This is a genomic window from Streptomyces sp. NPDC055749, from assembly GCF_053617235.1.
Genome location: NZ_JBSHFH010000014.1, coordinates 18,237 through 31,194 on the forward strand (window position 1 = coordinate 18,237; position 12,958 = coordinate 31,194).

General features: G+C 70.8%; 12 protein-coding genes. All 12 read left to right on the top strand.

The genetic code is table 11. The annotated features are described in order from the left end of the window. The first annotated feature begins 56 nt into the window (after nt 1-56). The 12 genes from ACWGO0_RS13140 to ACWGO0_RS13195 all read left to right on the top strand — a co-directional run bounded on the left by ACWGO0_RS13140 (nt 57) and on the right by ACWGO0_RS13195 (nt 12,956). Complete coding sequence (locus ACWGO0_RS13140; RefSeq protein ID WP_453532570.1) at nt 57-683, top strand: NUDIX domain-containing protein; 627 nt, start codon at nt 57-59, stop codon at nt 681-683. Between the two features lie 182 nt (nt 684-865). Further along, nucleotides 866-2,986: a tetratricopeptide repeat protein gene (locus tag ACWGO0_RS13145; RefSeq protein ID WP_453532573.1), complete on the top strand. Its 2,121-nt coding sequence runs from the start codon at nt 866-868 to the stop codon at nt 2,984-2,986. 142 nt (nt 2,987-3,128) lie between these two features. Continuing rightward, nucleotides 3,129-4,244, top strand: a complete 1,116-nt coding sequence (gene ald / locus ACWGO0_RS13150) for an alanine dehydrogenase (protein ID WP_453532960.1) — start codon at nt 3,129-3,131, stop codon at nt 4,242-4,244. A gap of 369 nt (nt 4,245-4,613) precedes the next feature. After that, a complete protein-coding gene (locus ACWGO0_RS13155; RefSeq protein WP_453532576.1) occupies nt 4,614-5,732 on the top strand; it encodes a ParA family protein in 1,119 nt (372 codons plus the stop codon). After that, nucleotides 5,729-6,328 (top strand): hypothetical protein, encoded by a 600-nt coding sequence (locus ACWGO0_RS13160; protein WP_453532963.1) that lies wholly within the window; start codon nt 5,729-5,731, stop codon nt 6,326-6,328. The genes ACWGO0_RS13155 and ACWGO0_RS13160 overlap by 4 nt, the downstream gene beginning before the upstream one ends. A gap of 105 nt (nt 6,329-6,433) precedes the next feature. Next, a complete protein-coding gene (locus ACWGO0_RS13165; protein WP_453532578.1) occupies nt 6,434-7,471 on the top strand; it encodes a segregation and condensation protein A in 1,038 nt (345 codons plus the stop codon). Next, entirely contained in the window at nt 7,468-8,124 is a 657-nt protein-coding gene (scpB, locus tag ACWGO0_RS13170; RefSeq protein WP_453532580.1) for an SMC-Scp complex subunit ScpB, read from the top strand. Before ACWGO0_RS13165 ends, scpB begins: the two co-directional genes overlap by 4 nt. Then, nucleotides 8,124-9,359 (top strand): pseudouridine synthase, encoded by a 1,236-nt coding sequence (locus ACWGO0_RS13175; protein WP_453532583.1) that lies wholly within the window; start codon nt 8,124-8,126, stop codon nt 9,357-9,359. Before scpB ends, ACWGO0_RS13175 begins: the two co-directional genes overlap by 1 nt. 120 nt (nt 9,360-9,479) lie before the next feature. After that, the gene (pnuC, locus tag ACWGO0_RS13180) at nt 9,480-10,133 is read left to right on the top strand and encodes a nicotinamide riboside transporter PnuC (protein ID WP_453532586.1); all 654 of its coding nucleotides are present in this window, start codon (nt 9,480-9,482) and stop codon (nt 10,131-10,133) included. Then, nucleotides 10,130-11,209, top strand: coding sequence for an AAA family ATPase (locus ACWGO0_RS13185; RefSeq protein WP_453532589.1), 1,080 nt, complete (start codon nt 10,130-10,132; stop codon nt 11,207-11,209). The genes pnuC and ACWGO0_RS13185 overlap by 4 nt, the downstream gene beginning before the upstream one ends. Further along, complete coding sequence (locus ACWGO0_RS13190) at nt 11,206-11,937, top strand: NUDIX hydrolase (RefSeq protein ID WP_453532592.1); 732 nt, start codon at nt 11,206-11,208, stop codon at nt 11,935-11,937. Before ACWGO0_RS13185 ends, ACWGO0_RS13190 begins: the two co-directional genes overlap by 4 nt. After that, a complete protein-coding gene (locus ACWGO0_RS13195) occupies nt 11,934-12,956 on the top strand; it encodes an ADP-ribosylglycohydrolase family protein (RefSeq protein WP_453532595.1) in 1,023 nt (340 codons plus the stop codon). Before ACWGO0_RS13190 ends, ACWGO0_RS13195 begins: the two co-directional genes overlap by 4 nt. The last annotated feature ends 2 nt before the right edge of the window (nt 12,957-12,958 follow it).

Genomic DNA, 12,958 nt, shown 5'->3' on the forward strand with positions numbered 1-12,958 from the left:
TCCGCAGGGACACGTACCCCGGTTTCTGTTTGTTCGTGGTTCGTGGGAGGACGTACATGGGTTTCCAGGACACGCCCGAGGAGTGGCAGGTCACCGCGACCGCGACGCCCTTCACCGGCAAGAAGACCAGCATCCGGGCCGACGACGTCGTCATGCCCGACGGCACGACCGCACGCCGCGACTACCAGGTCCACCCCGGCTCCGTGGCGGTCCTCGCGCTCGACGAGGACGGCCAGGTCCTCGTCCTGCGGCAGTACCGCCACCCTGTGCGCCACAAGCTCTGGGAGATCCCGGCAGGACTGCTCGACGTCCCCGGCGAGAACCCCTTGCACGCCGCCCAGCGCGAGCTGTACGAGGAGGCGCACGTCAAGGCCGAGGACTGGCGGGTGCTGACCGACGTCTACACCACCCCGGGCGGCTGCGACGAAGCGGTACGCATCTTCCTGGCCCGGGACCTCTCCGATGTGGTGGGCGAACGCTTCGAGGTCTCCGAGGAGGAGGCCGACATGGAGCTGGCGCGGGTGCCGCTCCAGGAGCTCGTACGAGGGGTACTCGCCGGGGACCTGCACAACAACTGTCTGGTCGTGGGAGTCCTCTCGCTCACCGCTGTGCTCGCCGGCGAGGGCGTGGACTCGCTGCGCCCGGCCGAAGCTCCGTGGCCGGCCCGTCCGTTCGAGGCCTGACGGCCCGTCCGCTCGCCTCTCTCCGTACGCGCCCCCGGTCGGACGATCGTAGAAAACGCTGATCCGATCGGGGGACCCGTCCGCCGCGCTCCACCGTGATCGTCCGCACCCCTGAACTACGCTCGGAAAGCCCCGTCCGGAGTTCCGGCGGGCACCGCGTGCAGCGAAGTGGAGCGTGGCTCGTGACCGATCAGGCGGTGGACACCAGCGGCCCGGCCGGAGCAGCGGGGACCGAGGAGCCGTCCGGCGCCACCCCACCCCAATTCTTCGGGCGGGAACGCGAGTTGAAGGAGCTCCGGGCCGATATCGAGCGGGCCGGTCTGGACACGCTCGCGGGGCGCGGGAGCGCCCGTGCCCGGGTGCTGCTGATCGCGGGCCGGCCGGGTTCGGGGCGCAGCGCACTGGCCGCCGAGCTCGCGCGAAGACTCACGGGTCCGGGTTCCGGTGAGGGTTCCGCATCGGCTTCCGGTTCGGGTTCCGGAGCGGCTCGTTCGGGTGACTATCCGGACGGTGTGCTGCGGGTCGGGCTCACCGACCCCGGCGGCGACCGGGTCCCCACCGAACGTACCGCCCGCGACATCCTGAACCTGGTGGGTGTGGCCGCCCCGCCCGGCGCCGACGAGGACGAGCTCTCCGAGATGGTCCGCGAGGCCCTCGCCGTACGCCGTGTCCTGCTCCTGCTCGACGACGCCGTGGACGCCGAACAGGTCGACCCGCTCCTGCCCGACAACCCGGACTGCCTGGTCGTGGCCACCGCTACGGGCCCGCTCACCGGCATCCCCGGGGTCCGCCCCTGCACCATCGGCGGCCTGGACGCGGGCTCCGCCGTGCAGCTGCTCGGCCGGATCATCGGCCAGGTCCGCATCACCGTCGACCCGCGCACCGCCGAGACCCTTGCCGAGGAGTGCGGCGGGCAGCCCGCCGCGCTGGCCCTCGTCGGAGGCTGGCTCGCCGCCCACCCCATGGCGTCGGTGGCCGATGTCACCAAGCAGGTGCACGAACTGCCCGACGACACGGACCAGCCCACCGGCGCCCGCCCGCTGGCCCGCGCGTTCCGTCTGGTCTACGAGTCCCTGCCGCAGGCCGCCGCCCGGATACTGCGACTGCTCGCACTCGCGCCCGCCGGACTCGCCGACGCCCACACCGCCTCCGCGCTGGCCGGCTGTTCCGTCTCGGCGGCCCAGTCGACGCTGGACGACTTCGTCGGCCTCGGCCTGCTGCGCGGCGACGGCGCCGCTCTGCCGCAGTACGAGGTGCCCGGCTGCCTGGCCCCGATGCTGCGCGCACTCCTGGAGGACCGGGACCGGCCGGCCGAGATCCAGCTGGCCAGGGCCCGGATGCTGGAGCGGACCGTGCGCCAGCTCCAGTCCTGCCGGGCGGTCACCGACCCCGAGGACTCCCCGTCCCAGCGGAAGCTGGCCGGACTGCCGCGATCCCTGCGGTTCCCCAACGCCGAGTCGGCCGCCGCCTGGCTGCGCATCCGCCAGCCCGCCCTGCTGGCTTCGGCCAGGATCGCCGTCGAGGACGGTGATCTGGACACCCTGGCCAGGAGGCTGGTGGCCGCACTCGTACGGGCGCTGGCCGTCCACCGCGGCACGGAGGAGGCGGCGCCCGAGCTCTACGGGCTGCACCGGCTGGTCCTCGATGTCGCCGAACGCCGCGATCTGCCGCGCGAAAGGGCCGCCGCCCTGCTCAATCTCGCCGATCTGGACGCCAGAACCGGCCGTACGCAGGACGCGCTGACCCGATACCGGGCAGCGCTGGACGCCGGACGGCAGGCGAAGGACCTCTACGCGACCGGCCGCGCGATGGAATCCGTAGGCGGGGCCTACGCCGAGCTCGGGGACTTCCACCGGGCCTCCGACTGGTACGGCCGGGCCCTCGCGCAGCGGCTCACCCAGGGGGAGCGGGCCGACGAGGCGCGGCTGTACGGGCGTCTCGGTGCCGTACACACCTATGCCGGGCGGTACGGCGAGGCCCTGCGGAACTGGCGGGCCGCCGCGGCGGGCCATCGCAGGCTCGGGGACGTGCCCGCCCAGGCGCGGGCGCTCAGTGAGGCCGCGCGGGTCCAGGAGTACGCGGGCCGTCCGCAGGAGTCGCTGCACACGTGCAGGGAAGCGGTGGAGCTGGCACGGCAGGCGCAGGACGTACGGCTCCAGGCGGCGCTCCAGCTGCGGCTGGCCGACACGCTGGACCGGCTGGGAGACCCCGCGGCGGCCAGGCTGCACCGGGGTGCGGCCGACAGATTGCTTGGCGAGGAGGGTTCTGCCTACGAAATCCGTAGTGCTTCGGCTGAAAGTTAATGCTTTGTAAGGCTAGACAGCGCGAAGTCCTTCATTAGACTGGCTCTGCCGCGTGTCACTGCGGTGTCTCCATTTATGCTGGGTGTATCCGGGTATCCACCGCTATGCCCGTACCCCCTCCGAGCCAAGGACCGTGATCGACGTGAAGGTCGGCATCCCCCGCGAAGTCAAGAACAACGAGTTCCGGGTGGCGATCACCCCTGCCGGAGTGCATGAGCTCGCCCGCCAAGGCCACCAGGTCCTGGTCGAGCAGAACGCCGGCGCCGGTTCGTCCATCACGGACGAGGAGTACATCGCCGCCGGAGCGCAGATACTGGCCACCGCAGACGAGGTCTGGGCAGCCGCCGACCTCCTGCTCAAGGTCAAGGAGCCGGTCGCCGAGGAGTACCACCGCCTCCGCAAGGGCCAGACGCTCTTCACCTACCTGCACCTCGCCGCCTCCCGCGAGTGCACCGACGCGCTGCTCGAGTCGGGCACCACGGCCATCGCGTACGAGACGGTCGAGACCGCCACCCGCGCGCTTCCGCTGCTCGCCCCGATGTCCGAGGTCGCGGGCCGGCTGGCCCCGCAGGTCGGCGCGTACCACCTGATGCGCTCGGTCGGCGGCCGTGGTGTGCTTCCGGGCGGCGTCCCGGGCACGGCGCCCGGTGAGTGCGTCGTCATCGGCGGCGGTGTCTCCGGCTGGAACGCCACGCAGATCGCCGTCGGTCTCGGCTTCCACGTCACGCTGCTCGACCGCGACATCAACAAGCTCCGTGAGGCCGACAAGGTCTTCGGTACGAAGGTGAAGACGGTCGTCTCCAACGCCTTCGAGCTGGAGAAGGCGGTCGTCGAGGCCGACCTCGTCATCGGCGCCGTTCTGATCCCCGGAGCGAAGGCCCCGAAGCTGGTCACCAACGAGCTCGTCGCCAAGATGAAGCCCGGAAGTGTACTTGTCGACATTGCAATCGATCAGGGTGGCTGCTTCGAGGACTCGCACCCGACGACGCACGCCGAGCCGACCTTCATGGTCCACAACTCGGTCTTCTACTGCGTCGCCAACATGCCGGGTGCGGTGCCGAACACCTCCACGTACGCGCTCACCAACGCGACGATGCCGTACATCCTGGAGCTCGCGAACCGCGGCTGGGTCGAGGCCCTGCGCCGCGACGCCGCACTCGCCAAGGGGCTCAACACCCATGACGGGCAGGTCGTTTACCGCGAGGTGGCCGAGGCGCACGGCCTCGACCACGTCGAGCTGAACACGCTTCTCGGCTGACGAGTCAACACTTCTCGTCAACCTCATACGTCCGGCCGGACCTTGCTCAGCAAGGCCCGGCCGGACGCGTGTCCGGGCCCTGTGAGGCGCTCGCTCAACTCGCCTCGAACGTAACCCTTTACCCGTTTCGTGCCCCCGCGAAATGTGCGGCTTGTTCTCCGTGCACCCTTGACAGAGGGGTGTTCGATTGCCGACACAACGGGCCGGGTCCGGCGGATTGTGTTGCTGCGGACCGGTGACACGCCATAGAGTCGCCAATCGTCGGCATGGTGCCACGCTGACCTATCGATAAGTTTCCTGGTCACGTCCAAGGAGGTAAGACGACTTGTGAATGAGTCGACATTTACTCCTGGGGGTGGTCAACCAGGGATGCCCGCACGGGGTCTGAGCCCGATCGGGCTCGAAGCTGTCGGCTCCGTCGCTGTCCGCACCTTCGCCACCCACCAGCACATGACGACAGCCCCCCAGATGATGGACGGCCTACACGTGAACGCCACGGCCGGCAACGAGAGTGGTCGCAAGTCCGACCACTTCGCCGACTTCGCCGAGGTGCCCGAGGGGCACTTCTACGACCCCGACGCCGAGTACGAGCCCGATCCGGAGTACGCGGCCACGCTCGCACCCGACGCCGCGCGCCAGCGCCGCGAGAGGATCGGTCCGACGGGCCGCCCGCTGCCGTACTTCCCGATCCCGGGCCCGCTGACCTCTCACGGCCCCGCGAAGATCATCGCGATGTGCAACCAGAAGGGCGGCGTCGGCAAGACCACGTCGACCATCAACCTGGGTGCGGCGCTCGCGGAGTACGGACGACGCGTCCTGCTCGTCGACTTCGACCCGCAGGGTGCCCTGTCGGTCGGCCTCGGGGTCAACCCGATGGAGCTCGACCTGACGGTCTACAACCTGCTCATGGAGCGGGGCATGTCGGCCGACGAGGTCCTGCTGAAGACCGCAGTGCCCAACATGGACCTGCTCCCGAGCAACATCGACCTCTCGGCCGCGGAAGTACAGCTGGTCAGCGAGGTCGCCCGCGAGTCCACCCTGCAGCGCGCGCTCAAGCCGCTGATGGCCGACTACGACTACATCGTGATCGACTGTCAGCCCTCGCTGGGTCTCCTCACCGTGAACGCCCTGACGGCGGCTCACAAGGTGATAGTGCCGCTCGAGTGCGAGTTCTTCGCGCTGCGAGGCGTGGCCCTGCTCACCGAGACCATCGAGAAGGTCCAGGAGCGACTCAACCCGGAACTGGAGCTCGACGGCATCCTCGCCACCATGTACGACTCCCGCACCGTGCACAGCCGCGAGGTCCTCGCGCGCGTCGTCGAGGCATTCGACGAGCACGTCTACCACACGGTCATCGGACGCACGGTGCGCTTCCCGGAGACCACGGTCGCCGGTGAGCCCATCACCACGTACGCCTCCAACTCGGTCGGCGCCGCCGCCTACCGCCAGCTCGCCAGGGAGGTGCTCGCCCGGTGTCACGCCGAGTGAGTCTTCCGGGCGCCGACGAACTGTTCCGTACGACCGGGGGAATGGGCCTCCAGTCCTCCTCACCCGCGGAACGGCGACGCAAGGCGAACGGTGAGGCACGCGTGCCGGCGCCGGCCGGGGAGAGCGACTCCCGGACGGACACGCCGGGACAGAGCGGGGGACCGGCAGGGGCGGGGAGCGGTTCGGCCGCCCCCTCCCGTGAGGAGCACTCGGCGGCCGAGGCCGACGGGAGCGAGCCGCGCAGCCGCGGCGGAGAGGCCGACCGTCCCGCGGCGGCCGGCACGCCCGGCGCCGTGTCCCGGCCCCCGTCCTCGCAGGAACCCGTGCCCGCCGTCCAGCAGCAGCGCAGGCGTGGTGGCGGACGTGGTGCGAACCGCAGGCCCAGCGGCCGGGAGCGCCACGACGAGAAGATCACGGTCTATGTGTCGGCCGAGGAACTGATGGACCTCGAACACGCCCGGCTGGTCCTGCGCGGCGAGCACGGGCTCGCGGTCGACCGCGGGCGCATCGTCCGCGAGGCCGTCGCTGTCGTACTCGCCGACCTGGAGTCGCGGGGCGACGCGAGCATCCTCGTACGGCGACTGCGCGGTCGCTGAGCGGAACGGCGCAGGTAGCCTGCCCGGGAGGGCCGCCGACCGGGTGGCCCGGCCCCGGGTACGGGCCACCACCCGCCCGTCTCCCCGCCGCACCCCTGGACCGCGATGCCGACGACCGACGACGCCGCCCGCCCGCCCCGCCGTACCCTCGGCCGCGGGCCGGGCGCGGTGGGGGCCGAGCCCGCGGAAGCCGTCCCCGCATCCGTACGTGAACCCGCATCCGTACGTGAACCCGCGCCCGCCCCCGTACCCGAAGCGCCCCGCGAAGTGCCCGAAGCGCCGCGCGAAACGGTCCCCGCCGAGCCCGGTGAGGCAGGTGAGGCCGGCGACAAGCGGTTCACCGTGCGGCTCGCGAACTTCGAGGGCCCTTTCGATCTTCTGCTCCAGTTGATCTCCAAGCACAAGCTCGATGTGACCGAGGTCGCCCTTTCCAAGGTCACCGACGAGTTCATGGCGTACATCCGCGCCATGGGCCCGGACTGGGACCTCGACCAGACCACCGAGTTCCTCGTCGTCGCCGCGACCCTGCTGGACCTCAAGGCCGCCCGGCTGCTCCCCACCGCCGAGGTGGAGGACGAGGCGGACCTCGCGCTCCTCGAAGCGCGGGACCTGCTCTTCGCACGGCTGCTGCAATATCGCGCGTACAAACAGATCGCCGAGATCTTCCAGACCAGGCTGGAGGCCGAGGCCCGCCGCCACCCGCGTACCGTCGGCCTCGAACCGCACCACGCGGAGCTGCTGCCCGAGGTCGTCATCAGCATCGGACCCGAGGGTTTCGCCAGGCTGGCCGTGAAGGCGATGCAGCCGAAGGCCAAGCCGCAGGTGTACGTCGACCACATCCACGCACCCCTGGTCAGCGTGCGGGAGCAGGCCGAGATCGTCGTGATGCGGCTGCGCGAGGCGGGCGAGCTGAATTTCCGCGCCCTCACCGAGGACGCACCGGACACCCTCACCGTCGTCGCCCGCTTCCTCGCGCTGCTGGAGCTGTACCGGGAGAAGGCCGTCACCCTCGACCAGGAGGAGGCGCTCGGTGATCTGCTCGTGCGCTGGGCGGGCGGTGAGGACGCGGTTCCCACCGTGACGGACGAGTTCGACCAGGAGATCCACGAGTCGCAGGACACACCGGAGGACGTACAGGCATGAGTGAGCAGAGCCACGAGGACGGGCAGGGCGCCACCGTCGCAGGACTCGACCTCAAGCCCGCCCTGGAGGCGGTCCTCATGGTCGTGGACGAGCCCGCCACCGAGGAACACCTCGCCAAGGTGCTCCAGCGCCCCCGCAGGGCCGTGGCGGACGCCCTGCGGGAACTGGCCGACGAGTACACCGTGCAGCGCCGTGGATTCGATCTGAGGCTCGTGGCGGGCGGCTGGCGCTTCTATACCCGCCCCGAGTACGCGGAGGCCGTCGAGGGCTTCGTCCTGGACGGCCAGCACGCCCGCCTCACCCAGGCGGCTCTGGAGACCCTCGCCGTCGTCGCGTACCGCCAGCCGGTGAGCCGCTCCAGGGTCTCGGCGGTGCGCGGAGTGAACTGCGACGGCGTGATGCGGACCCTCCTCCAGAGGGGCCTGGTGGAGGAGGCGGGCGCGGAACCCGAAACAGGTGCGATCCTGTACAGGACGACGAACTACTTTCTGGAGCGTATGGGCCTGCGAGGCCTGGACGAGCTCCCGGAGCTCGCGCCCTTCCTCCCGGAGGCGGACGCGATCGAGGCTGAGACGCTAGAGGGTGTGCCGTCGTTCGATCCGGACGCACCGGACACCCCGGATACTCACGCACACGACAAGACGGAATTTTGATGCGAAGCAGTGGCAGGAACAGCGGAAGCGGCACCGGCGGCGGCAAGAGCGGCGGCAACCGGGACAACCGGGGTGCCGGCGCCGGCCGGGGCTCCCAGCCGAGGACCGGTGGCGGACGCGACGACCGCGGCTTCCAGCCGAAGGCCGGTGGCGGACGCGACGACAGGCGCGACGACAGGCGTGGCGGCGGGCGCGACGACAAGCGTGACGAGAAGCGCGACGACAAGCAGCAGGAGCAGCGTCCCCGCAGGCCCCGCCCCGAGGAGCGCCGCTACGACGTGGGCAACGACAAGCCGGGCGGCGACGGCGGCCCCCGCAAGGGCCGCGGTACGGCGGCACGCGGCGGCGCCAAGGGCGGCCCGAAGGCCGCACAGCACGTGAGCAAGGGCGGACGCCGTGTGGGCGCCCCGTCCCGCCCGCGCGAGCTCGACGCCAAGATCGAGCAGCGCAACCGCGACCGGTACGCGGAGAAGCCCGAGATCAGGACGCCCAAGACGCACCCGGGCGCCGAGCAGGAGGGCGAGCGGCTGCAGAAGATCCTCGCCCGCGCCGGCATGGGCTCGCGCCGGGCGTGCGAGGAGCTCATCGAGCAGGCCAGGGTCGAGGTCAACGGCGAGATCGTCCTCGAGCAGGGCAAGCGCGTCGACCCGACGCGGGACGAGATCAAGGTCGACGGTCTGACCGTCGCGACCCAGTCGCACCTGTTCTTCGCGCTGAACAAGCCCGCCGGTGTCGTCTCCACGATGGGCGACCCGGACGGCCGCCAGAACCTCGGTGACTACGTCAACAACCGCGAGACGCGGCTGTTCCACGTCGGACGCCTCGACACCGAGACCGAGGGCATCATCCTGCTCACCAACCACGGTGAGCTGGCCCACCGTCTGACGCACCCCGGGTACGGGGTGAAGAAGATCTACCTGGCCGCCATCCAGGGCCCGCTCCCGCGCGACCTCGGCAAGCGGCTCAAGGACGGCATCCAGCTGGAGGACGGGTACGCCCGCGCCGACCACTTCAGGGTCGTCGAGAACACCGGCAAGAACTACCTGGTCGAGGTGACCCTCCACGAGGGCCGCAAGCACATCGTCCGCCGGATGCTGGCCGAGGCCGGCTTCCCGGTCGAGCGGCTCGTGCGCACGTCCTTCGGGCCGATCCCGCTGGGCGACCAGAAGTCCGGCTGGCTGCGCCGGCTCACCAACACCGAGGTGGGCATGCTGATGCGCGAGGTCGGTCTGTAACCGCACTCCTCGAAGGGCCCGCGTCCGGCTCCTGTTCGTATCCGAACAGGAAATCGGCCGCGGGCCTTTTGCTGTCACCGTTCCGCCTTTATAGTCAGAGTGACTATTAAGGAGGCGGGCGTGAGTCTCGCGGACATTCTGGATCCCCTGCAGCAACCCCTGGTGACGTTCCTCGGTACGCCGGTCAGCTGGACCGAGGTTCTGGGCTTCGGCAGTGGAGCGCTCTGCGTCTGGCTCGTGGCCCGCCAGCATCTCGCCAACTGGCCGATCGGTATCGCCAACAACCTGTTCTTCATCCTGCTGTTCACCCAGGCCGGCCTGTACGCCGACGCCGGCCTCCAGATCGTCTTCATCGCCCTCGCCGCGTACGGCTGGTGGACCTGGACCCACGGGGGTGGACCAGGTACGTCCGTCCTGCCGGTGCGCGGCACCACCCGCACCGAATGGACCTGGCTGCTCACGGCGGGGGCGGTGGGGACACTCGCCCTGACCCTGCTGCTCTCCCGGGCCACCGACTCGACGGTGCCCTTCTGGGACGCGCTGACCACCTCGCTCTCGCTCATGGCGACGTACGGGCAGTGCCGCAAGCGCGTCGAGTCCTGGTGGCTGTGGATCGCCGCCGATGTCGTGTACATCCCGCTGTACGCGTACAAGGAGCTCTACCTCACCTCCCTCCTGTACATGGGCTTCCTTACGCTCTGCCTGATCGGCCTGCGCAACTGGAGCCGTGAACTGATCCCCGAGAAGCAGCAGTTGGCGGGGGTCGCGGCATGAAGCGTTACGAACACGGCCTGGTGCTCGGCAAGTTCTATCCGCCCCACGCCGGCCACCACCACCTCGTCCGCACCGCCCAGGACCGCTGCGAACGGCTGACCGTCCTGGTCTGCGCCGCCTCGGTGGAGTCCGTCCCCCTCGCCGACCGGGTCGCCTGGATGCGGGCGGTGCACCCGGATGTGACGGTGGTGGGCGCCGTCGACGACACCCGCATGGACCTCCACGACCCGGCCGTCTGGGACGCCCACATGGCCGTCTTCACCGGAGCCGTCCCGGAACGGGTCGACGCCGTCTTCACCTCGGAGTCGTACGGCGACGAGCTGGCCCGCCGCTTCGGCGCCGAATCCGTCTGCGTCGACCCCGACCGCACTGTGTTCCCGGTCTCCGGCACCGCGGTGCGCGAGGACCCGGTCGGCTGCTGGGACTTCCTCGAACCGCCCGTACGGGCCGCGCTCGCCCGCCGGATCGTCGTCCTCGGCGCCGAGTCCACCGGCACGACGACCATGGCGCGAGCCCTCGCCGAGCACTACCGCCGACGCGGAGGGGTCTGGGCGCGGACCGGCTGTGTCGACGAGTACGGGCGGGAGTTCAGCGAACAGAAGCTGGCCGGGCTGCGCCGCCTGGAGCCCGGCGCGCAATGGGAGGACGTCGTCTTCACCACGGACGACTTCCCGCTGATCGCCCGCGCCCAGAACGAACGGGAGGACGCGGCCGCCGCGACCGGCTCGCCGGTCCTCTTCTGCGACACGGACTCCTTCGCCACCACCGTCTGGCACGAGCGGTACGTGGGCGGGCGCAACCCGCTCGTCGAGCGGACCGCCGACCTTGCCACCCACCACCTCTGGCTGCTCACCGACCACGAAGGCGTCGCCTTCGAGGACGACGGGCTGCGCGACGGCGAGGAGCTGCGGCCCTGGATGACGGACCGCTTCCGCGCCGAACTCGCCAGGACAGGACGTGAGTTCATCGAACTCACCGGACCTCATACCGAACGTCTCAAGGCGGCCGTGGCCGCCGTGGACACCCTGCTCGCCACGGGCTGGCACTTCGCCGCCCCGCTCCCGGAGCGCCGATGAACACCGCCCCCGAGGGCTACGACCCCCACGCTTTCGTCCCCTTCGCGGTCACCGTCGACCTCGCCGTCTTCACGGTCCGCGAGGCGCGGCTCCACGTCCTGCTCGTGGAACGGGGCGGGGAACCGTACAAGGGACAGTGGGCGCTGCCCGGCGGCTTCATCCTGCCCAGGGAATCCGCGGAGGAGGCCGCCCGCCGCGAACTCGCCGAGGAGACCGGCCTCACCCAGGACACCGTGGGCGGACTCCACCTGGAACAGCTCCGCACCTACACCGAACCGGACCGCGACCCCAGGATGCGGGTCGTCTCCGTCGCGTACGCCGCGCTCCTGCCCGACCTGCCCGAACCGCGCGGTGGCGGGGACGCGGCCCGCGCCCAGTGGTGGGACGCGCGGGAGCCGAGCGCCCTCGCCTTCGACCACGAGCGCATCCTCGCCGACGCGTACGACCGGATCGGCGCCAAGCTCGAATACACCTGCCTGGCCACCGCCTTCTGCCCGCCTGAGTTCACGCTCGGTGAACTCCAGCAGGTCTACGAGACGGTCTGGGGCGTCGAGCTCGACCGCCCCAACTTCCGGCGCAAGGTCCTGGCCACGCCCGGCTTCGTCGAAGCCGTCGAAGGATCGCCGCGCCGCACCGGCGGACGGGGGAAACCGGCCGCCCTGTACCGGGCGGGTACCGCTGCCGCCCTGCACCCTCCACTCCTGCGCCCGGAAGGACGAACCGAATGATCGTGACGAGGACGATGACCAAACAGGCTGCCACGGGGGCCCTCATGGGCCTCGCGCTGGGCGACGCGCTGGGCTTCCCCACCGAGTTCAACGATGTGCCGGCCATCCTCGCGAAGTGCGGGCCGTGGCGGCAGATGACACTGGCGAACCCCGCGTTCGTCAGCGACGACACCCAGATGACGCTCGCGCTCGGGCGGGGCATCCGCACCGCGATGGACAGCGGACTGCTGACCCCTCACGGTCTTGTCCGGCCGGTGCGCGAGGAGTTCATCACCTGGTACCACGACCCGGAGAACAACCGGGCCCCCGGCAACACCTGCCTCCAGGCATGCCGGCTGCTCGACAGCGACCGGCCCTGGCAGGAGGCCAGCCAGACCCGCTCCAAGGGCTGCGGGGCGAACATGCGGGTCGCGCCGGTGGGCCTCGTACCGGGGCTCAGCGACGAGCAGCGCGCAGGCGCCGCACAGCTCCAGGCCGCGCTCACCCACGGCCACCCGACGGCACTGGCCGCCTCCGACCTGATGGCCCGCGCGGTGTTCCTGCTGGCCCAGGGGGCGGAGCCGCTGGGCCTCGTCGGGCAGCTGCGCAGCTACGCGTACGAGAACAGTGGCCGCTATCTGACGCGCTGGCTGGGAGACCTGTGGCGGTACGCGGGCGATGCCTCGCCCGAGGCGTACATCCGGCGCGGCTGGGACGAGTGCCTGACCGCTCTGGGGAAGGTCCAGGACGCGTTGCGTGATCCGTCACCCGAGACCGACCCGTGCGAGGTGACCGGCGACGGGTGGATCGCGGAGGAGGCCCTCGCCACGGCCCTGCACTGCTTCCTGCTCTTCCCCGAGGAACCGCTGACCGCCCTGCGCAGGGCGGCCTGCACTCGGGGCGACTCCGACTCGCTGGCCTGTCTGACGGGGGCGCTGTCGGGAGCGCACCTGGGGGCGGGGGTGTGGCCGAAGGAGTGGTCGGAGCGGATCGAGTACCGCAGCGATCTGCTGTCGCTGGGGGCGCTCTGGGACGCGTGAAC